Origin of the sequence: Paraferrimonas sedimenticola, assembly GCF_002282855.1 — a bacterium.
Classification (GTDB): Bacteria; Pseudomonadota; Gammaproteobacteria; order Enterobacterales; family Shewanellaceae; genus Paraferrimonas; species Paraferrimonas sedimenticola.
In genome coordinates, this window is record NZ_NRIR01000007.1 from 130,330 (window position 1) to 148,874 (window position 18,545).

Genomic DNA, 18,545 nt, shown 5'->3' on the forward strand with positions numbered 1-18,545 from the left:
TCATGCTTTAGCAAAAGCTTATTGCTTTTACTTAAGGGGACCAATTTTGCAGCTTAAAAGGCTTCAGTAAACAAACACAAATCTCCGCTGCATCGACCGATTTGTTGCGTTAATCGACCACTACGTCGATTCCCAACAGTCGCTGTTAATCTTAGAACCTGAGAAGTTCTCTACGCTTTCAACGGCTTAACTGCTAGACAAACCGCTAATTGTCGACAAAGCTGAAGGTAACTAGAGTGGTAACATTGAACACCAAGGCAGTGGTTTATGAGTACACCCTTACAAATCCGTCCCTATCGTCGCCAAGACGCGAAACAGCTTACTGAGATTTTTTACCAGACCATTCACAGTGTCGGTCACCAGTATTACAACCAAGCACAGGTGAATGCCTGGGCTCCCTTACCCATTAATTACGAACACTGGCAGCAGAGGCTGGACCAAACCCCGCCCTTAGTCGCGGTCATGGGCAGTCGCATTGTGGGTTTTATGACCCTCGCCGAGAACGGCCACATTGAATGGAGCTATACCCACTCTCAGTATCAACGCCAGGGCATCGCCTCTCAGCTTTATCAAACCTTGGAGCAAAATGCCCAAGCCTTAGGCTTAACACGACTCACTGTGAACGCGTCGCGCTTTGCCGAACCTTTCTTTACTCGTCAGGGCTTTACTCGACTCAAGCAGTTACGTACGTTGAAAGACGGACAAGAACTGGTCAACTGGCAAATGGAAAAGTACCTGCCGGCAAGTGAGTAAAGGCAATGAAAACCCTGGGTATTCTCGGAGGCATGAGTTGGGAGTCCACCGCCCACTACTACGCCCTTATTAATCGCGGCATCAAACAGCGGTTGGGCGGGCTGCACTCAGCCAAAATCTTGCTGCACAGCGTGGATTTTGCCGAGATAGAAGCGCTTCAAGCCAGTGGCGATTGGGCACAAGCGGGCGAGATGTTGGCTAAGGCGGGCCTAGGTCTACAAAAAGCCGGCGCCGATGCTCTGCTAATTGCCACCAACACCATGCACAAGGTGGCTGACGCTATTGAGGCCCAATGTGACTTGCAGCTGTTGCACATCGCTGATGCTACCGGTCGCACCCTTATTGACGATGGCGTGACGCGAGTGGGGTTACTGGGCACTCGCTACACTATGGAGCAGGACTTCTACAAAGGGCGATTGACAGAAAGGTTTGGACTGGAGGTGCGCATCCCCAACGCCGATGGCATCAATGAGGTGAATCGCGTGATATACGATGAGCTCTGCCTTGGGGAGATCAAAGACAGCTCTCGACAGAGCTATCAAGCAATTGTCGCCGATCTGGCGGAGCAAGGGTGCCAAGCGGTCATTCTTGGGTGCACTGAAATCGGCCTGCTGCTAAAACCTCAAGACTGCGATTTGCCTCTCTACGACACCACAGAAATTCACGCCAAAGCGGCGGTCGAATTCGCGCTAGCGAGCGACTAATGCCGCTATTGGCCAAGATGCACATTGTCTGCGGTCTGTTCTCGATCATCAGTGGACTACTGGTACTATCACTTCCCAAAGGAACCACTAAGCACATTTGGATTGGTCGAGTCTACGCCGGCAGTATGCTCGCCCTTAATCTCACCGCCCTGGCACTATACCGGCTTACCGGAAGCGTTAACTTTTTTCACCTCGCCGCTTTGGTCAGCTTTATCACTGTTGTGGCGGCGTGGTGGCAGGTGTGGCAAAAGCCCAAAGGCTGGCCGATTGCCCATGGGCTGTTAATGCTGTGGAGTTATGTTGGCTTAATGGCGGCTACCGCCGCCGAAATCGCCTCTCGCGTGCCAGGCTGGAATTTCGGCTGGTCGGTGTTTATTTCATCGAGCTTAGTCATCGCCATTGGCGCCTGGCTGATTCGGAACTACAAACCTCAGTTGATAAGCCGCTTTAGTTCGCGCTAACCAGCCTGGTTTGTTGATGCTGACGGATAAAGGCCTCGAGGGTTCGCGCCTGCTGGCTGTCGATGGTTGCCATTCCCATGTGAGTTAAGCGCTGCACCTGCACTAACTCCACAAGTGAATTGTCGACCGATTCAAAAGCGTCCAAAGGCGACACTTTGTCTTTGGCACTGGCAAAAACCAAGCTCGGAATTGGTACCTTGGTTAACAACTCATCAGCGGCGGTTTGCTCAATCGGAACCCCTGCCTTAGCCGTTAATAACTGAGCCCCTTCGGCTATCGTTTCTTGCGAGAGCCAACGGGCATAACTCGGGCCATAGCGCTCCACGAAATTCACCACGGCCTTGTCAAACCGCAACATCGGCGCGTTAAGCACCAGCCCAGCGGTTTTGGGATAGTGCTGCACTGTGTGCAGTGCCACTACAGCTCCCATAGAATTCCCGTGTAACCACACAGGTCCTTCAACGGCATGCTTTTCAATGATTTGTGCTAGCAGCGGCGCATCGTGGACACCAAATCCTGGATATTGGGATGGACTATTTCCATGCCCGAGTAAATCGGGAATGATCACTTGAAAACCCAAATAACGATAAAAGGTGGCATCCCAAAACATGGAGCTGGCATCCATATTGAAGCCATGCAGTAACACCACAGTGCCTTTTAAGGGACTAAACTCCTCCGGCCTTTGGACTGCCAAAAACAGTATTTCGTTATTTCTGCCCAAGTCCCAATCGAACTTCAGCTTCAACGATTCCGCACTAAGCCGCTCACCCGCTAATAGATACGCTATGCAGGTTTGCTGACTATCGCAGTATTGGTGAGTTTCGTAACCCAAGTTCTTGATATGCTCGCGGTCGACAATTTCGGAACCGCTCGAGTCAGGGTTGATGGTATGAGCAATTAATGTGGCACAGCCACCACAGCTAAGGCACAGCAGGAGAACAAAAAATCTGGAGAGACACTTCATTACCGATTCCTTTCGATAAAACTGCAATAGGTCAATAAGCGCTAGAAGCGCAAGCGCCTTTCCGAGATTACAGATTCACTCAATTAGCAGTCAAGTGACTGAAATTATTTGACTATTAACCATCTAAAAACATTTCCTATGAGTTGATCTTAGCTGACCAAAGCCCGAGTTTGAGCTAGAGTAACAAGACCGCTGCGAATTCTGAGCCAAGGAGGCTGGTATGAGCTGGGTCATTCATTTATTCGCCTTGTTTCTGATCATCGCAGGCTTGAGCTTGCTGGTGAGTCCCGACTACCTAACCACCACTCTTATCAAATATCAGCACAGTCGAACGTTACACTGGATAGCCGTGCTAGGCCGCGTTGCCTTAGGTGGCGCGCTAGTGCTGGTTGCGCCCCACTCTGACTATCCCGGCGCGTTTACTTTCTTAGGCTGGTTAACTTTGCTCGCCGCACTGATATTACTGCTGATGGGCCGGCACAATTTTCAACGTTTGATTGGCTGGGCCAGCGGCCTCAATGGCGTAGTCAAACGCTCCATGGGCTTGATTGCCTGTGTAGTTGGGATTTGGCTGGCTAGTGTGCCAATTCACCTTTAACTGAGTTTTGAAGGAAAACAATGAACTCTAGAACTGCCGCTTGCAGCTGCGGCCAACTGCAACTGAGCGCCAGCGATGAGCCGGTTCGAGTGTCCGTGTGTCACTGCACCGCGTGCCAACGGCGCACCGGCTCGGCTTTCGGGATACAAGCTCGCTTTGACAGCCGGGTTATCTCTCTCAAGGGAGAGAGTAAAAGCTATCGTCGTCAGGGAGATAGCGGTCAATGGGCCGAGTTTCACTTTTGCCCCGATTGCGGTGCAACCGTCTACTATTACCTGCAAGGACTCGAGGGTTTTATGGGGGTTCCGGTGGGGGCATTTGCCGACCCACAATTCCCCTCGCCTCAGTTATCCATCTACCAAAATCGCGCTCACTGCTGGTTGACCCTAGACCCCAGCATCGAGCGCCTGGAATAACTCAGCACACAAGGAGGCTGACGTGTCTATTGAGCAAATCGCCGAACTGGAACAAGAGATATTTAACAAAGTCACCGAGCTCAATCAACTGCGCAAAGCGGTTGAAGGCGAGCCGGTTGCCGATTACGAGTTCGAAACCCTTGAAGGCAAAGTCATGCTTTCTGAGCTATTTGGCAATCAAGATAAGTTGTTGATGATCCACAACATGGGGCAAGGCTGTCGCTACTGCACTTTGTGGGGTGATGGCATCAATGGTTTGTTAGCCCACCTGGAATCGGCCTTATCCGTGGTGTTGGTATCGAAAAATGATCCGCAAACCATGCGAACTTTTGCCGCCAGTCGCGGTTGGAAGTTTCGCCTAGCTTCTCACGGTGGTGGCGCATACATGAAAGAACAAGTGGCTCAGCACGGCTACGACAATATGCCCGGCGCTGTGGTGTACGAGCGCAAAGGCGACAAAATTGTTCGCACCAATGTGTGTGCCTTTGGCCCAGGCGACCTTTACTGTGCAGCATGGCCCTTGTTAGGCTTGGCAGGTATTGGAGAAGCCGAATGGACGCCGCAATTCAATTACTGGCTTAAGCCAAAACAACTGGAAGACGGCGGCGAGAACGTATTGGAATAACAAAAAATGCCAAAGACCCCGCCCGTACTGATAGACACCCCACGTTTGCAAATGCGCCACTTTTGCATCGCTGACGTGGACGATGTGTTTGAGTTTTCCACTCACGATGAAGTTACGCGCTACACAGGTGACGCCGGCGTGGTAAAAACTCGCCAAGACGCGATGAACCTGATCACTGAGCTATGGGAAGAAGAGTACCGTCGCTACGGTTATGCCCGTTACGCCCTAGTCCACAAGGGCGATAATAAGGTGATAGGGTTTTGCGGGGTCAAGTATCTTGAAGACGAAGGTCGTCCGGATATCGGCTATCGCATGCTGCCAGAGTACTGGGGCCAAGGGCTGGCCTATGAAGCCGCGCAGGCCGCCATGGACTACGCCCGCGATGAGTTAGGGCTGACCAACATCATGGCCGAAGCCGTGGTGGAGAACATTGCCTCCAATAAGATCCTCACCAAGATCGGACTCACCCTAGTGGACACTTACCACCGCTACGGCTTCAACGTAAATCGCTACGAATAACTTAAAAGTTACCCCCAGATTTAACAAAGCTACCCACAGGGGACTGTCCCCTCCCCCGAAAACGGGGGAGGTTATCCACAGATGTTTAGATGATGCGGGCCATGCGGCGACGCAAATAGGCGATTTGTGTTTGGTGTGGCAGCTGCTTTGGGCAGGTGTCTTGGCAACCGAGTAGGGTCATACAGCCAAACACGCCATCTTGATTGCCCACTAGGTGATAAAAATCACTGTCGTCGCGACCATCGCGGGAATCCTTGGCAAAGCGTGCTAGCTTCATCATGCCCACAGCACCGACAAAGCTGTCTTGCATTTGTTTGGTGGCACAAGCGGATACACAGCAACCGCACTCAATACAACGCTCAAGCTCGTAAAGCTCATCGGCCAACTCGGGTTCCATGGGCTGCTCAAGAGAGTGAATGTTGTGGTCAGGGTTTTGCGGCTGTAGCCAAAGCTGCAAACGCTCAGACAACTGGCGCATAAACTTACCGGTATTCACCGACAAGTCGCCAATCAGCTCAAAGCCAGGCAATGGGAATAAATGAATTTTGCCGTCGGCGAACTTAGAGGTCAGGGTGCGACAAGCTAACGTCGGCACACCGTTGATCACCATGGCGCAGCTGCCGCAAATCCCGGCGCGACAGACAAAATCAAACTGCAGCGATGGGTCTTGATTCTCGCGAATTAGGTTCAGGGCGATAAACACTGTCATCCCCGGCGCTTCTTCGATTTGATACTCTTCGGTGCGCGGCTCAGAATTCGGGTCGCGCGGGTCGTGACGGAAGATGCTAAAGGTTAGGGTACGAGGCTGGCTCATGCGTCCTGCTCCTCCAATCGCTGGTTTTTCTGGGTAAATTTCTCAGGCAACTCAAATGGCATTAGTGCCTGTTGCAGCACGTGGCGGTCCACGCCCTCGCCCATCTTGGCGGTCAGAGTTTCAATTTGTTCGAGTCGAGCTTGAGTGTCCGGATGAGCAACGGCATTGTCATCACCGTAACCGCGATAGCCTGGTGGCAGTTCCATTTTCATCACATCCAGCGCTTCGTAACTCAGACTTGGCTTTAGCGCACTAGCATCCGGCCAGCTGGCCAGGGTGCGATTCAGCCAATTGGCATCATCGCGCTTAGGGTAATCTTCACGAGCGTGAGCGCCACGGGACTCGGTACGCGCCAAAGCGCCCGCCGCCACGGTAAGTGCCACGCGCAGCATGCGCGGTAGGCGTAGCGCTTCGACAAGCTCTGGGTTGGCATGGCGATTCTTGCAAGTCAGTGAGATATTGGCGCTGCGTGCCAGTAACTGTGACAACTCAGACACCGCTTTTTCAAGTTCAGTGCCATTGCGGAAAATCCCTACGTAATCCATCATGATTTCTTGCATGGCGGTTTTGAGCTGATAGACGTTTTCGCCACCCAGATTCGCAAGCAGAGTATCGATTTCCGAGGTCAGCTTTGAGGCTTGCGACTCAATCAGTCCAGTATCAATGGCCAGTGGATTTTGCTCGCAGAAATCCGCCACGTACTCGCCGACAATCATGCCCGCCACCACGGTTTCCGCTAGACTGTTACCGCCCAAACGGTTGAAGCCGTGCATATCCCAACAGGCGGCCTCCCCAACGGCAAATAAGCCTTTTAGCTGAGGGCTTTCACCGCGCTCGTTGGTGCGCACACCACCCATGGAGTAGTGCTGAGTCGGGCGCACCGGAATCCAATCTTTAGCTGGGTCGATGCCCAAAAAGTCCTGACAAATCTCTTTCACTTCGCGCAGGTTTTTGTCTATGTGCTCTTTACCTAGCAGGGTAATGTCGAGCCACAAATGCGGACCATAAGGGCTATCCACCCCTTTGCCTTTGCGCATGTGTTCTGTCATTCGACGAGATACCACATCGCGCGAAGCCAGTTCTTTTTTCTCCGGCTCATAGTCCGGCATGAAGCGATGGCCATCTTTATCGCGAAGCAGTCCACCGTCACCACGACAACCTTCGGTGGTCAAGATACCCACGGGTACGATCGCAGTGGGGTGAAATTGCACCGCTTCCATGTTGCCCAAAGTGGCTTTGCCGGTATCCAGTGCTAAGGCCGCTCCAATCCCTTCGCAGATAATGGCGTTGGTTGACACAGAGTACAGTCGACCGTAACCACCGGTAGCAATAGTGGTGGTTTTAGCAACGTATGCCTGAATCTCACCAGTCACCAAATCGCGCACGATCGCCCCTTGGCAACGCACACCATCTTGAATTAAGGCCAGAGCTTCCACTCGCTCAACCACAGGTACGCCTAGCGAGATGGCCTTGTTGTCCACTGCATACAACAGCGAGTGGCCTGTGCCATCAGCGGTGTAGCAGGTACGCCACTTTTTGGTGCCGCCAAAGTCACGGGCATTGATCAGACCGTGGGCTTTCTCGGCTTCCTCGAGAGTTACCTTTTCGGCGTTAACCACCACCTGACGAGGGCCGGCCTTTACTCGCGTCCAAGGCACACCCCAGTTGGCTAGCTCGCGAACCGCCTTAGGTGCGGTGTGGGCAAACATGCGTGCCACGTTTTGATCGCAACCCCAGTCAGAGCCTTTCACTGTGTCGTGAAAATGGACATCTTCGTTATCACCAGAGCCTTTGAGCGCGTTGCCCAAACTGGCTTGCATGCCCCCTTGCGCCGCCGCGCTGTGCGAGCGTTTGGCAGGAATCAAAGACAGAACTAAGGTGTCCAGCCCGCGCTCTTTACAAGCAATCGCCACTCGTAAACCGGCTAGTCCCGCGCCAATCACCAGCGCATCGGTATAGATAATTTTCATTCCAACAACTCCCGCTAGTGGTGTCCGCCGTAAGGCTCAAAATCCAAGGGTAAATCCATGCCGATGTTCACATAGGTCAACAGGCTAAAAATCCCCATCACCAACAGGTAAACCAACAAAATGAAAGCTAATTTGCGAGCACCTGCGCGAGCGTTAAATCCACCCCACTTAATGCACAAGCGGTACATGCCAATCACGGCGTGAAACACCACAGCCGGTAGCAAGATGGCATACAACAACCAGGCCGATTCGTGCACTACGCGAGCGGCCGAGAAGTGCGGCCCTATCTCGGGGTTGAGCATCATGGTGAACAGGTGCACCGGCACCACGAAGAACAGGCTAAAGCCGGTGATCAGTTGCCAGAACCACAACTTGGTGTCTTGATGCTGCACCACGCCCATGTGCTGCCGCAAAGCGCGCCACTGACGATAGTGAGTCGGAAAGCGGCGTAGCGCCGCAAACGCGTGCAACACCAGCACAGATAATAGGAATAAGCTAAAGACGCGAGTGACAAAAGGTTCGCCCATGCCATCGTGGGTGAACCAGCCTCCCTCAAGCATCTGAACCACCTGAAAAAAGGCTTCTTTACCTAGCAAAATGGTCGATTCAAAATGAATATGAACCAGCAGGAAAAGTGCCAAAATGGCACCAGTGAGGCCTTGTAGACCATCGAGGCGAGCGTGGACAGAAGTCAGTGGAGACTTGAGTTTAGTCATGGTTTTTAACCCTTTGGGGTTACCGCACGTTAATTATTTAGCAAGTAACGAAAAATAATAATTCACCCACTTGGATCAAAACTCGAATGTAAGTCAAAGTTTTGCCAAGTTTGCGACTGGTCTGTCCGTCTAGTGTGCGATAGATCACGCAGACAAAAGTTTCCTATCACTCAAGTCGTAGCACTCGCATTCAACTAAAATTGGTTTACAATGACGCCCCCAAATTTTTAAGGCAGATCAATCTCATGGCTTGGATTCAAATTCGCATCGATGCTACTCACGAAACCGCCGAAGGCATTAGCGACGCCCTAAGCGAAACCGGCGCCTTGTCGGTGACCTTTATCGATGCCAAGGACGACCCAATTCTGGAGCCGCTTCCCGGCGAGACTCGTCTCTGGGGCGAAACCATAGTGATTGGCCTGTTTGACGCTCTGACCGACATGGATATGGTGGTCGAGCAACTTAAGCTCTGGCCAACCATGCCAAAGGACTTCAACCACAAAGTCGAAGCGCTGGAAGACAAAGACTGGGAGCGCGAATGGATGGACAACTTCCACCCAATGCAGTTCGGTCGTCGTTTGTGGATCTGCCCAAGCTGGCGCGAAGCCCCTGAGCCGGATGCGGTAAACGTATTGCTCGACCCAGGCTTAGCCTTTGGCACCGGCACCCACCCCACCACAGCCTTGTGCTTAGAGTGGCTTGATGGTCTTGAGCTTAACGGTAAGCAAGTGGTGGATTTTGGTTGCGGCTCAGGCATTCTGGCAATTGCCGCGCTAAAGCTTGGTGCCGCGCACGTCACAGGAATCGACATCGACCCGCAGGCTATCGAGTCGAGTCGAGAGAACGCTCGCCGCAACAAAGTAGAGAACAAGCTTTCCTTATACTTACCCGATGACCAGCCAAGCGATCTCAAAGCGGAAATCCTGGTGGCCAACATTCTCGCTGGCCCCTTAAAAGAGTTGGCGCCTTTGATTGCTGAGCGCGTTCAAGCTGCCGGTAAGCTAGCCCTCTCCGGATTACTGCAAGAACAAGCTGACGAGCTTAAAACTTATTACGAGCAGTGGTTCGAAATGGACGAGCCAGCTCACAAAGAAGACTGGAGCCGCTTGACTGGGATACGAAAAAGTTGACGGCTTATTGCGTGCTAACCCCTGTTAGTACGCGATTTTCTATCAAATAGCAGCAAGTTTTTAACAAAGGATTAGAGCAAAAGTTCTTGGTCAAATGTCAAGCAAAAAACTTGCAAAAAGCTTAATTTTTAATCTTTTCTCGGTGCTAAAAAAGACGTAAGATAGCGCCCCTTTGACGAGCAAGCCAAAGCGCGAGGCGTGTATGCGGATAGGCGATTATCAACTAGATAACCCGCTGATTCTGGCTCCTATGGCCGGAGTCACCGACCAGCCGTTTCGCAATCTGTGTTTGCACTATGGTGCCGCAATGGCTGTGTCGGAAATGCTGTCTTCCAATCCCGAGGTTTGGAACAGCGAAAAAAGCCGACAGCGCATGGACCACAGTGGCGAACAAGGCATTCGCTCGATTCAAATTGCAGGTTCTGACCCACAACAGATGGCGGCTGCCGCTCAGTTCAACGTGAGCAATGGCGCGCAGATCATCGACATCAACATGGGTTGTCCTGCCAAAAAGGTTAATAAAAAGCTGGCGGGTTCGGCGCTGTTAAAAGAGCCGAACTTGGTACGTCAAATCCTCGAAGCAGTGGTAGCTGCGGTTGAGGTGCCGGTTACCTTAAAGATTCGCACTGGCTGGGATCCAGACAACCGCAATGGTGTTGAGATTGCCCGCATTGCTCAAAGCTCCGGTATACAAGCGCTGGCCGTTCACGGTCGCACTCGTAAGGACATGTACAAAGGCGATGCGGAATACGACACCATTAAAGCTATTAAGCAGGCGGTTGAGATTCCAGTAATTGCAAACGGAGACATCGTTAGCCCTGAGAAAGCGCGTTACGTGCTGGATTACACGGGTGCCGATGCCCTAATGATAGGTCGCGCGGCTCAAGGTCGCCCCTGGATTTTCCAGGAGGTGTTGCACTATCTGAACACAGGTACCAAAACCACAACAGTTGCAGCCGGTGAACAGCAGCAAGTTATGCTGTCCCATCTCAATAAGCTGCATCAATTTTACGGTGAGTTTAAGGGTGTGAGATTCGCACGCAAACACATCGGTTGGTACTTGTCGGACGATGCGCAAAAGCCGTTTCGCGCGGAGTTTAATCGATTGGAAAGTGCTCAAGAGCAGCGAGTGGCGCTTACTCGTTTCTTTGAGCAAGTTAATATTTAAATTGAAGAGCATTACTAAGCATGTTTGATCAACCTACTCACAACGAAGCTCAACTGACTGTTGGTAAAATTGAAACCGCAAACGGCACTATCAAGCCACAATTGCTACGCGACTCTGTAAAGCGTGCGGTACAAAACTACTTTGCCAACCTAGATGGCCAAGAAGCCCAAGAAGTATACGAAATGGTTCTTTGCGAAGTTGAAGCCCCTCTGTTGGACATCATCATGCAGCACACTCGTGGTAACCAAACCCGCGCTGCCAACATGCTAGGTATCAACCGCGGTACTTTGCGCAAGAAGCTAAAGAAGTACGGCATGAACTAGAAACCGTTTAGGTTTTAGTTTCAGGGCTTACTTTCGGTAAGCCCTTTTTTTTGTTTTATTGCCAAGCAATTAGCTCGATTTCTCCGTCTGCCCGCAACTCAAATGTCATATCGATCTGACTCTGAGTGTTGTTGAGCGACAGTAACGACTCACACGAAGCTGTCTCGCAAACCACAAGGTGACCGTGGAATTGATAGCCCGACTCATCTCGCAAGAAGCTGTTCTCAATCATGCGCACGGATGAGTATTTATACTGAGTGCCAACGGAATCCGACTTCACTGAGTGTTGTGCAACAAAGCGCAGTTCCAACGTTGGCCCATCTTGCATCGTTGGATGCTCGACAAACTCGACCTCGACGGTTTTTGTCGCTCCCCAAACCCCATTAAAACCGGTTTTAAAATGATAAGGCACTGGTGAGCCATCGTGATAACGCGCATCAAAACACATGTGCATGGTGGTCACACCTAATCCTCCCGCACAAATTCGAGGTTGCGAGTCAACAACCACCAGATTGTCTTCAATGGTGTCATTACAGGCGGTCATCGCAACGCAGGCCAATGCCACACCGGTGAGCTTGCACAATTTCATCATAGTCCTCCGCAGTTTATCGGAGTACTAGTGTCCGACAGTTGCGTCAAACTCCGACACTAAAGTGCAAATTTCTCGATTAGCATCACAAACTTAGCCAAGCTATTGACCCTTTATTGGTCATTGCAGCACACTGATAACCGATGAAAACTTAGCCGCTACTAACGCACAATCTGGCAACAACTAGGACGTACCATGCTAATTGACTTCAACCAGCTCTCCCCTAACCGCATCTACCACACCATGACTCAAACGCTAATCCCTCGTCCGGTGGCTTGGGTGCTTAGTGATAATGGCGAGGGCGAAGGCCAGGACAGATACAATTTAGCGCCGTTTTCCTACTTCACAGCGGTTAGCTCGAACCCGCCGCTGTTGATGATTTCGGTAGGGAAAAAGCCAGACGGCAGTCCCAAGGACACCATAGTTAACGCGAAGGCACGCAAGCATCTAGTGATTCACATTGCCAACAAGGACTTGGCTGCGGCTGTCACCGAAAGCTCACGCACTCGAGAGCACGGCGATTCAGAGCTAAGCGCCTCACAACTGGCGACCGAAGCATTTGGTGACTTCCCGCTACCGCGCCTAGCCGATTGCAAAGTGGCTTACGCCTGCGAAGTGCACAAGGTCGAAGAGATTGGTGAAACGCCGCAAACCCTGATATTTGCGGAAGTCAAAAAGGTGTATATCGATGACTCAGTGGTAATCAGCGACGACAAAGGACGCATGAAAATCAACGCCCAGGGAGTAGATGCGATTGGGCGTTTAGGCGGCAACGAATATGCCGCGCTGGGCGAGGTCATCGATGTACCTCGCCCCAAATAGCTAGCTCGTCTAGCTAGCTGATCTAACTAGCTCATCAGCACCAACACCACGCCGGCAACGCCGTACATCAGCACTTGGTGCCCGGCGTAAATCCCCCACAACTTGAGCGACTTACCTTCGTAGATAAAGTTGATGCCGGTAGACGCCGCCACCAAAAAGAAAGCCGTGAAAAGTCCAGAGTGCAGCCCTACCATCCAACTGGTTTGTCCCACCAGCAACATAGCGAGACCAAACACCACCACTATGTGTAGTAGAAAGGATTTAAGCATAATGCCTTTGGTGTCTTGGCCTACAAAGTCTTCCTCTTTGAAGCCGTGCTCTGCCATCCAGGCTTTGCCAAACAAGGGGCCAAACCACACGCCACCCACCATAAAAGCTGCCACGGCAGCCACAATAATGGCCAGCCAATCGAGTTGAGCGAGTTGGTGCATATCGCTTTCCTTTTGCTAGAGTCTTCCTCTCTAACCTAGCAAAGCTTTGAAAAAATGAGCAAATTAGGCAGCAACTGTTTCGCTTTTCGGGGTACTGCGAAGCAGTCCCCAAGCCAGCGAAATCATAGTACCTGTGCAGTACAAAATGCTCGACCAAGAGTCGATACCCACACTGTGAACCAGACTTAGCAGTATGCAGATAAAAGCGGCAATGCGAAGTTGTCGGCCCTCAAAGGCAAACAGTATCCAGCAAGCCATCATAGAGCTGGCGATACCAAAGCCGTCGTACCAACCTTCAAATAAGTAGACCCCTTGAATAAGGGTAACGATCGCAAACAAGGTACCCCATGAGGCGTGCTTGCTGTAAAGAGAAATGCCAAAACGCAGACCACTGATCAGCATTAAGCCAACGCCGACCATGGAACCCAACATACCAAAGTGCAAAGCAGCCACTAGTGCAGAAGCAAAGTTGTAGAAAATGAACTGACGGTCGTCGCTCTGGTATGCGGCATACCAGCCCATCGCCATCGAGATAAATCCTACGCCTTGTCCAATCAACTCTAGTGTTGTCACAGCTTTATCGCCTTTTTGTGGTTGAGTACCACAGTGATACTGCCCAGCTCGGCGAGTCATTTCTGTGTGATTTGTGTGTTGCGTGAACGCTTGCACACACAAGCGAAAAGAAAAAACACAAACCTGCGGGCTTGTACCTCAAAGGAGTCGCGATATACTCAAGTGATGGCTCAAATTAATATTCAACGCAGTCACCGGCTTGAGGCCCAACAATTACGGGACCTTAGCGAGCAAATGGCCCACTCTCTACAAACCCGTTATCAGCTTGACTGGTATTGGCGGGGAGAGCAGCTGCACTTTGAGCGCAGTGGTGCCAAAGGAGTGTTAACCGCCGCCGCTGACAGCTTGAATATCACTCTTAAACTCGGTTTGTTCTACCGCCCTCTCGCCGCACAAATTCAACGGGCCATCGAAGACAAACTCGACGAGATGCTGTCTCTGTAACCAGCCATTAACTGCACAAAAATTGATCTACATCAGGCTTTTACCCACCTGTCTTAACGCCGATTCTAATTGCCTTTCATAAGCTAACAATAGGGCGGGATATCGCCATCCCCCCAAGCGTAAAACGACGCGACGTATAGGAATGGGAGGCAATCATGTTGAGAAAATTTTTCCGCTCAGCGAACAAGAATCACGACGCAGTCATCGCCGAAGACGCTATGGCTCGCAAGATTTGGTTAGCCGGACTTGGCGCCTACGCCAAGGGCTTTGACGAAGTGAACCAACTATCGGCTCGCAGCCGTGAGATGTTCGCTGAATTGATAACCGAAGGACGCAAAGTCGAGGCAGACACCAGCGAGCGCATCGACGAGGCTCGCTTACAAACCCAAGATGCGATTCAGCACAAGGTCAATCAGAGAGTTGAACGGGTCACCGGCATTGAATTGTCGCAACTCAAGTCCCTAGACGACAAGTTGGCACGCTTGGAAGCCCTAGTCGAAGGCCTAAATGCAGCACCGGTTAATCCCGAGCCGGTGGAACAGGTCGTCGAGCCCAAGCCCGTTGCGCGCAAGGCTGCCCCTAAACCGGCACCAAAGCCAGCGGTCAAAGCTGTGGCTAAACCCAAGCCAAAAGCCAAGCCGGTGACCCAGACAGCACCAAAAGCCGACGCCTAAGCGCGTTTCTGGAGGATTGAGGAGGAAATTATGACCATAGATAAAAAAACCACAGGTTTGGACAACGACCAATTAGCCCGCAACATTTGGCTGGCCGGATTGGGTGTTTACCGCAAGAGCCTGGACGAAGCGCAAAACCTTGAACACAAAACCAGCTCACTGTTTGACGAACTCGTTGAGCAAGGCCGGGAAGTGGAAGAAAAGACTCGCGCTAAAGTCGAGCAAAATCTGGATAAGGCCAATCAAGAAGTTGAGAATCGCGTTCACGATATCTTCTATCGCCTGTCCGGATTCCGCCCACAACAGATCAACGATCTGAACGCTAAGGTAGACAGACTTACCGACGCGGTCGAACAGTTGGCAGCCAAGCAATAGGTCAGACTATGGCTAAGTTATCACTGCTCGACTTGGCTTTCATTCTGTTTGAAAGCAACGCGACCCCTCTGCACATATCGGGTTTGGTGCTGTTTAAGCCCAAGCCCGAGCAGGGGGACTTTGCCGAGCGGTTATACCAAAACCTAATGTCTCACCCTCAGGTCAAAAGTCCTTTTGACCGCACCGTCAAACTTGGGCTGACTCATTGGCCCAAGTGGCAACGGGTACACACGGTGGATCTCAACTACCACGTACGCCGTTCCATGTTGCCCAAACCGGGCAATCAACAACAGTTGCTTGAACTGGCAGCGCGCATTCATAGCTATCCCTTAGACCGCAGCCGTCCCTTGTGGGAAATCTGGATTGTGGATGGCTTAGAAAATGGCGACGTGGCTGTGCTGCTAAAGTTGCACCACGCCATCGCCGATGGGGTGCGCGCCACCAAAATCTTCACCGCCAGTTGCAGCGAAGATCCGAACGACATGAGCTTTGTGCCGTTTTGGAATCAAAGCGAAGCGCCAGATGCTTGCGAGAAGCCAGACCAAAGCTCACTGTTGAGCAGTTTGTTCAATCCAAGTCTCTGGCAAAAACAAGCCAAAACCAGTGTGGCCTTGGCTAAGCTGGTCAGCCGGCTGGCGCTCAATGCGGTGGACTTAGCGCCCACCAAGCTCAAAATTCCGTTCACGGCTCCGCGCACGCCATTTAACGCCAGTCCAGATAAAGCGCGTATTTTATCCTTGGTGAACTTACCGGCCTCGCGCTTTGTGCAGATCGCCAAAATGACCGGCACCACAGTCAATGACGTAGCACTGACTATCTCGGATATGGCGCTGCAAAAGTATTTGCGGGTGCACAACTGGAAAGAGCAAAAACCCTTGGTGGCGCTAATGCCAATCAATATTCGCGGACGCACCAGCACCGAAGAGGGTTGCAACAAGATGACCTTGGGGCTGGTAGAGTTAGGCCGCTCTAATCAGGCGCCGCTTAAACGTCTGCGCACCATTCGAAGCTCCACCGATGGCATCAAACAAGAAGCCCTAAGCCTGTCGCCCGATGCCTATTACCAGTATGCGATTGGGGTGAATGCTATGTCCTTGCTCGCCGGCCGCTTAGGCTTGCAGGGTTATTTGCCGCCGGCTACCAACATGCTGATTTCCAACGTGCCCAGCTCGAAAAAGCCCTTGTACTTGATGGGTGCTCGACTGAGTGAGATGTACCCTATCTCACTCTTGTTACCCGGCCAAAGCCTAAATATTACGGTACTGAGCTACGCAGGAGACCTGCACTTTGGGCTGGTGTGCTGCCGCCGCTCCTTACCCGGTTTTGAAACCATCTCGGATTACTTGATTCAAGCCTTGGACGATCTCGAAGAGGCGGCGATGACCCATCTGAGTCAGGTACTTCTCGAACAAATGTATCCACAGGAGGAAGAGCCACAAGCCCCAACCCAGCAGTACCACTAACAAGACGAATTAAGGGGAGGTTGTCATGCCCAGTTGGCGCGCCAAAGCTTTGAACAAGCTGTTGTTTCGACTGATTCGCAGCCGACTGGTGCAGTGTGAGGACATACTATCCCTACGCGCGGTTATCGCCTCGCTTGAACGCTTGTCCGGTTACGTGATGCCAATTAGCGAGCAGGAAATGATTTCCGATTGGATTGGTGGCGTGCCCTGTCACTGGTTGTCCCTCGATACGCCGAGCAGCGACAGCCTCATTGTGTATTTTCACGGCGGTGGCTTTTGCTTTCGCTCCCCTTTGTTTCACAACGCTTTGCTAGCGCGTTTGTGTCAGCAAAGCCACTGCCGTGGGGTTATGGTGAACTATCGCTTAGCCCCCGAATTTCCGTTTCCCGCCTCAGTTCATGACTGTTTTAATTTCTATCAAGACTTACTCGAGCAAGGCTTTAACCCCAACAAACTGATTTTGGCGGGGGACTCGGCGGGTGCAAACCTTGTGCTAACCACCATGATGCAGGCCAGAGATAGCGGCTTGCCGCAGCCAGCTGGAGCAATCTTGATTTCTCCGACGGTGGATCAAACCCTAAACAGTGACAGTGCCTTTGTAATGCGCAACGCCGACCCCTTTTTTGATATCGGCGCTTTGCTCTTGATGCGGATGAGCTATCTCAATGGCCACGACCCGTCAGACCCACTCTGCTCCCCCATGTACGACACGCTCGAGGGCTTAGCCCCCATGATGATTCACGTGGGTTCATTGGAGATTTTGCTCGATGATTCGGTGCGGCTGGCCAACAAAGTGAAGCGAGCCAGAGGCGTGGCGGATCTCACCATTTGGCCCGAACTGCCCCATGTGTTTCCGGTGTTTTATCAGCTACCAGAGGCCCAAGAGGCGATTCGTCGCATGGTCAGATTTATTGGGCAACAGGTGGCGGCTGCAGCCAAGGCGACAGATTACTCATCAAGTGCTTAACCCCCAGCTCAACCTGAGACTCAAGCGCCTGCCCAGGCGCTAAAATGCTGTCGTAGTTGAGCCAGCTAAGTCCAAGTAGCATCATGTTTTCCGCCAGTAAGTCGCCTTTTTCTTGGCTGAGTTTAAGGTGGCCCGAACGGCTTAAACGCTCGATACAGTCTTGGCTGAAACCCTTTAGCTTTTTGATAAGGCTCAACCATTTGCGCTTATCTGAGCTACTTTGATGGCGGAAGTACTCCTGGTCGCGAAACACAAACTGATAGTGCAGACACACTCGCAGCACCGAATGCACGAAGGGCAATACCGCTTCGGCGTCTTTGGCTTCCGCCTCAAATCGAGCGATCAGTTTGGCGAGCGCCAATTCGCACTCGTTTAGCAAGGCGCTAATTAGCTCCTCTTTGCCGCCAAAATGGTAATAGAGATTGCCCGGGCTTATCTCCAACTCGGTGGCGATCATCAGGCAGCTAACCTGAGATAGCCCCAACTCGTTGAAGGACAAGCGCGCCATTTCCAAAATTTTGAGTTTGGTGCTCATGGCTCACTCCAAGCTCTGTTCGGACACCGCGAGGTTTTTGGTCAAATAGGCATACTCAGCTTCAATCATGTGGGCACATTGATTCGCGACAAACTTTTCCAGCTGCCCACCAATCAAGGGAATGGCCGACTTCACTAGAAGCTGAATGTCGTTGGTACAACCTGAATCAGTCGGTCTAATATGCAGCTGACCTTGAATATTAATAGGCACCCCAAGCAATTTGATTTTTAACTGACACAGATGCTCAAGGCCTTCACTGCGCCAGCGTTCGCTTTGCTCTATGGTATTTCGCTGGCCCAAAATGCTTTGCAGCACCTTAGGAATGTCCGACTCCAGCTCTCGACGGGTCACTAGCTCACAACCTTCATCGCTAATTTGATGGTCAACAAACTCCACCGCATCGGCACCGAGCGCCAAGTACTTTTGTTCAACCGCTTCACCATCGGCAAAGGCAAAATAAAGCGTGTCAGGGTCGCACTGATAATCATGACTGATACGAATTTGCATAACC

At 51.7% G+C, this 18,545-nt stretch carries 25 protein-coding genes; 16 read left to right on the plus strand and 9 right to left on the minus strand.

What is annotated here, in order from left to right:
• The first annotated feature begins 267 nt into the window (after positions 1–267).
• The 3 genes from CLC93_RS13105 to CLC93_RS13115 are packed head-to-tail and all read left to right on the plus strand — an operon-like array spanning position 268 to position 1,918.
• Positions 268–753 (plus strand): GNAT family N-acetyltransferase, encoded by a 486-nt coding sequence (locus CLC93_RS13105; protein ID WP_095506432.1) that lies wholly within the window; start codon positions 268–270, stop codon positions 751–753.
• A 5-nt stretch (positions 754–758) separates the two neighbouring features.
• Positions 759–1,457 (plus strand): aspartate/glutamate racemase family protein, encoded by a 699-nt coding sequence (locus CLC93_RS13110; protein WP_095506433.1) that lies wholly within the window; start codon positions 759–761, stop codon positions 1,455–1,457.
• Positions 1,457–1,918, plus strand: a complete 462-nt coding sequence (locus tag CLC93_RS13115) for a DUF2306 domain-containing protein (RefSeq protein ID WP_095506434.1) — start codon at positions 1,457–1,459, stop codon at positions 1,916–1,918. Before CLC93_RS13110 ends, CLC93_RS13115 begins: the two co-directional genes overlap by 1 nt.
• On the opposite strand, the gene CLC93_RS13120 is transcribed toward CLC93_RS13115, so the two are convergent.
• Positions 1,905–2,882 (minus strand): alpha/beta fold hydrolase, encoded by a 978-nt coding sequence (locus CLC93_RS13120; protein ID WP_095506435.1) that lies wholly within the window; start codon positions 2,880–2,882, stop codon positions 1,905–1,907. The two genes, CLC93_RS13115 and CLC93_RS13120, sit on opposite strands and share 14 nt — an antisense overlap.
• 220 nt (positions 2,883–3,102) lie before the next feature.
• Between CLC93_RS13120 and CLC93_RS13125 the strand changes: the two genes are divergently transcribed.
• Genes CLC93_RS13125 through CLC93_RS13140 form a run of 4 tightly spaced genes read left to right on the plus strand, consistent with a single transcriptional unit; the run spans position 3,103 to position 5,040 of the window.
• Entirely contained in the window at positions 3,103–3,480 is a 378-nt protein-coding gene (locus tag CLC93_RS13125; RefSeq protein WP_095506436.1) for a hypothetical protein, read from the plus strand.
• 20 nt (positions 3,481–3,500) lie between these two features.
• A complete protein-coding gene (locus tag CLC93_RS13130) occupies positions 3,501–3,896 on the plus strand; it encodes a GFA family protein (RefSeq protein WP_095506437.1) in 396 nt (131 codons plus the stop codon).
• Positions 3,897–3,918: 22 nt separating this feature from the next.
• Positions 3,919–4,521: a DUF899 family protein gene (locus CLC93_RS13135; RefSeq protein WP_211286873.1), complete on the plus strand. Its 603-nt coding sequence runs from the start codon at positions 3,919–3,921 to the stop codon at positions 4,519–4,521.
• A gap of 6 nt (positions 4,522–4,527) precedes the next feature.
• Positions 4,528–5,040: a GNAT family N-acetyltransferase gene (locus CLC93_RS13140; RefSeq protein ID WP_095506438.1), complete on the plus strand. Its 513-nt coding sequence runs from the start codon at positions 4,528–4,530 to the stop codon at positions 5,038–5,040.
• A gap of 85 nt (positions 5,041–5,125) precedes the next feature.
• Here the strand turns inward: CLC93_RS13140 and CLC93_RS13145 are convergent, their stop codons facing one another.
• The 3 genes from CLC93_RS13145 to CLC93_RS13155 are packed head-to-tail and all read right to left on the minus strand — an operon-like array spanning position 5,126 to position 8,540.
• The gene (locus CLC93_RS13145) at positions 5,126–5,854 is read right to left on the minus strand and encodes a fumarate reductase iron-sulfur subunit (RefSeq protein WP_095506439.1); all 729 of its coding nucleotides are present in this window, start codon (positions 5,852–5,854) and stop codon (positions 5,126–5,128) included.
• Positions 5,851–7,824: a fumarate reductase flavoprotein subunit gene (locus CLC93_RS13150; RefSeq protein ID WP_095506440.1), complete on the minus strand. Its 1,974-nt coding sequence runs from the start codon at positions 7,822–7,824 to the stop codon at positions 5,851–5,853. Before CLC93_RS13150 ends, CLC93_RS13145 begins: the two co-directional genes overlap by 4 nt.
• A gap of 14 nt (positions 7,825–7,838) precedes the next feature.
• Positions 7,839–8,540 (minus strand): fumarate reductase cytochrome b subunit, encoded by a 702-nt coding sequence (locus tag CLC93_RS13155; RefSeq protein WP_095506441.1) that lies wholly within the window; start codon positions 8,538–8,540, stop codon positions 7,839–7,841.
• A 245-nt stretch (positions 8,541–8,785) separates the two neighbouring features.
• Here CLC93_RS13155 and prmA point away from each other — a divergent pair, with 245 nt between their 5' ends.
• The 3 genes from prmA to fis all read left to right on the plus strand — a co-directional run bounded on the left by prmA (position 8,786) and on the right by fis (position 11,161).
• Positions 8,786–9,670, plus strand: coding sequence for a 50S ribosomal protein L11 methyltransferase (gene prmA / locus CLC93_RS13160; protein WP_095506442.1), 885 nt, complete (start codon positions 8,786–8,788; stop codon positions 9,668–9,670).
• Between the two features lie 202 nt (positions 9,671–9,872).
• Positions 9,873–10,838, plus strand: a complete 966-nt coding sequence (dusB, locus tag CLC93_RS13165) for a tRNA dihydrouridine synthase DusB (protein ID WP_095506443.1) — start codon at positions 9,873–9,875, stop codon at positions 10,836–10,838.
• Between the two features lie 20 nt (positions 10,839–10,858).
• Positions 10,859–11,161 carry a DNA-binding transcriptional regulator Fis gene (gene fis, locus CLC93_RS13170; protein ID WP_095506444.1) on the plus strand — a complete coding sequence of 101 codons (303 nt, stop codon included), beginning with the start codon at positions 10,859–10,861 and terminating at the stop codon, positions 11,159–11,161.
• A gap of 55 nt (positions 11,162–11,216) precedes the next feature.
• Here the strand turns inward: fis and CLC93_RS13175 are convergent, their stop codons facing one another.
• Positions 11,217–11,753, minus strand: a complete 537-nt coding sequence (locus CLC93_RS13175; RefSeq protein WP_095506445.1) for a hypothetical protein — start codon at positions 11,751–11,753, stop codon at positions 11,217–11,219.
• 192 nt (positions 11,754–11,945) lie between these two features.
• Here CLC93_RS13175 and CLC93_RS13180 point away from each other — a divergent pair, with 192 nt between their 5' ends.
• Positions 11,946–12,572 (plus strand): flavin reductase family protein, encoded by a 627-nt coding sequence (locus CLC93_RS13180; RefSeq protein WP_095506446.1) that lies wholly within the window; start codon positions 11,946–11,948, stop codon positions 12,570–12,572.
• A gap of 26 nt (positions 12,573–12,598) precedes the next feature.
• Here CLC93_RS13180 and CLC93_RS13185 read toward each other — a convergent pair whose 3' ends face one another.
• Positions 12,599–13,003, minus strand: coding sequence for a DUF1761 domain-containing protein (locus tag CLC93_RS13185; protein ID WP_095506447.1), 405 nt, complete (start codon positions 13,001–13,003; stop codon positions 12,599–12,601).
• 63 nt (positions 13,004–13,066) lie between these two features.
• On the minus strand, positions 13,067–13,576 hold the full coding sequence (locus CLC93_RS13190; RefSeq protein ID WP_169903020.1) for a YgjV family protein: 510 nt from the start codon (positions 13,574–13,576) through the stop codon (positions 13,067–13,069).
• A 165-nt stretch (positions 13,577–13,741) separates the two neighbouring features.
• Here CLC93_RS13190 and CLC93_RS13195 point away from each other — a divergent pair, with 165 nt between their 5' ends.
• The 5 genes from CLC93_RS13195 to CLC93_RS13215 all read left to right on the plus strand — a co-directional run bounded on the left by CLC93_RS13195 (position 13,742) and on the right by CLC93_RS13215 (position 17,499).
• Positions 13,742–14,020 carry a polyhydroxyalkanoic acid system family protein gene (locus CLC93_RS13195; protein WP_095506449.1) on the plus strand — a complete coding sequence of 93 codons (279 nt, stop codon included), beginning with the start codon at positions 13,742–13,744 and terminating at the stop codon, positions 14,018–14,020.
• A 155-nt stretch (positions 14,021–14,175) separates the two neighbouring features.
• Positions 14,176–14,694, plus strand: coding sequence for a phasin-related domain-containing protein (locus tag CLC93_RS13200; RefSeq protein WP_095506450.1), 519 nt, complete (start codon positions 14,176–14,178; stop codon positions 14,692–14,694).
• Positions 14,695–14,724: 30 nt separating this feature from the next.
• Positions 14,725–15,069, plus strand: coding sequence for a phasin family protein (locus CLC93_RS13205; protein WP_095506451.1), 345 nt, complete (start codon positions 14,725–14,727; stop codon positions 15,067–15,069).
• Positions 15,070–15,077: 8 nt separating this feature from the next.
• A complete protein-coding gene (locus CLC93_RS13210) occupies positions 15,078–16,532 on the plus strand; it encodes a wax ester/triacylglycerol synthase family O-acyltransferase (RefSeq protein ID WP_095506452.1) in 1,455 nt (484 codons plus the stop codon).
• A 25-nt stretch (positions 16,533–16,557) separates the two neighbouring features.
• Entirely contained in the window at positions 16,558–17,499 is a 942-nt protein-coding gene (locus CLC93_RS13215; RefSeq protein WP_095506453.1) for an alpha/beta hydrolase, read from the plus strand.
• Here CLC93_RS13215 and CLC93_RS13220 read toward each other — a convergent pair.
• Complete coding sequence (locus tag CLC93_RS13220) at positions 17,441–18,034, minus strand: TetR/AcrR family transcriptional regulator (protein ID WP_095506454.1); 594 nt, start codon at positions 18,032–18,034, stop codon at positions 17,441–17,443. The genes CLC93_RS13215 and CLC93_RS13220 overlap by 59 nt on opposite strands.
• A gap of 3 nt (positions 18,035–18,037) precedes the next feature.
• Entirely contained in the window at positions 18,038–18,541 is a 504-nt protein-coding gene (locus CLC93_RS13225; RefSeq protein WP_095506455.1) for a DUF2505 domain-containing protein, read from the minus strand.
• Positions 18,542–18,545 lie beyond the last annotated feature (4 nt).

Coding starts and splice junctions, on each gene's coding strand:
- CLC93_RS13110 (WP_095506433.1), top strand. CDS start 759: ATGAAAACCCTGGGTATTCTCGGAGGCATGAGTTGGGAGTCCACCGCC.
- CLC93_RS13105 (WP_095506432.1), top strand. CDS start 268: ATGAGTACACCCTTACAAATCCGTCCCTATCGTCGCCAAGACGCGAAA.
- CLC93_RS13145 (WP_095506439.1), bottom strand. CDS start 5,854: ATGAGCCAGCCTCGTACCCTAACCTTTAGCATCTTCCGTCACGACCCG.
- CLC93_RS13130 (WP_095506437.1), top strand. CDS start 3,501: ATGAACTCTAGAACTGCCGCTTGCAGCTGCGGCCAACTGCAACTGAGC.
- CLC93_RS13120 (WP_095506435.1), bottom strand. CDS start 2,882: ATGAAGTGTCTCTCCAGATTTTTTGTTCTCCTGCTGTGCCTTAGCTGT.
- CLC93_RS13125 (WP_095506436.1), top strand. CDS start 3,103: ATGAGCTGGGTCATTCATTTATTCGCCTTGTTTCTGATCATCGCAGGC.
- CLC93_RS13175 (WP_095506445.1), bottom strand. CDS start 11,753: ATGATGAAATTGTGCAAGCTCACCGGTGTGGCATTGGCCTGCGTTGCG.
- CLC93_RS13205 (WP_095506451.1), top strand. CDS start 14,725: ATGACCATAGATAAAAAAACCACAGGTTTGGACAACGACCAATTAGCC.
- fis (WP_095506444.1), top strand. CDS start 10,859: ATGTTTGATCAACCTACTCACAACGAAGCTCAACTGACTGTTGGTAAA.
- CLC93_RS13200 (WP_095506450.1), top strand. CDS start 14,176: ATGTTGAGAAAATTTTTCCGCTCAGCGAACAAGAATCACGACGCAGTC.
- CLC93_RS13140 (WP_095506438.1), top strand. CDS start 4,528: ATGCCAAAGACCCCGCCCGTACTGATAGACACCCCACGTTTGCAAATG.
- CLC93_RS13185 (WP_095506447.1), bottom strand. CDS start 13,003: ATGCACCAACTCGCTCAACTCGATTGGCTGGCCATTATTGTGGCTGCC.
- CLC93_RS13215 (WP_095506453.1), top strand. CDS start 16,558: ATGCCCAGTTGGCGCGCCAAAGCTTTGAACAAGCTGTTGTTTCGACTG.
- CLC93_RS13210 (WP_095506452.1), top strand. CDS start 15,078: ATGGCTAAGTTATCACTGCTCGACTTGGCTTTCATTCTGTTTGAAAGC.
- CLC93_RS13180 (WP_095506446.1), top strand. CDS start 11,946: ATGCTAATTGACTTCAACCAGCTCTCCCCTAACCGCATCTACCACACC.
- CLC93_RS13150 (WP_095506440.1), bottom strand. CDS start 7,824: ATGAAAATTATCTATACCGATGCGCTGGTGATTGGCGCGGGACTAGCC.
- dusB (WP_095506443.1), top strand. CDS start 9,873: ATGCGGATAGGCGATTATCAACTAGATAACCCGCTGATTCTGGCTCCT.
- CLC93_RS13195 (WP_095506449.1), top strand. CDS start 13,742: ATGGCTCAAATTAATATTCAACGCAGTCACCGGCTTGAGGCCCAACAA.
- CLC93_RS13115 (WP_095506434.1), top strand. CDS start 1,457: ATGCCGCTATTGGCCAAGATGCACATTGTCTGCGGTCTGTTCTCGATC.
- CLC93_RS13155 (WP_095506441.1), bottom strand. CDS start 8,540: ATGACTAAACTCAAGTCTCCACTGACTTCTGTCCACGCTCGCCTCGAT.
- CLC93_RS13220 (WP_095506454.1), bottom strand. CDS start 18,034: ATGAGCACCAAACTCAAAATTTTGGAAATGGCGCGCTTGTCCTTCAAC.
- prmA (WP_095506442.1), top strand. CDS start 8,786: ATGGCTTGGATTCAAATTCGCATCGATGCTACTCACGAAACCGCCGAA.
- CLC93_RS13225 (WP_095506455.1), bottom strand. CDS start 18,541: ATGCAAATTCGTATCAGTCATGATTATCAGTGCGACCCTGACACGCTT.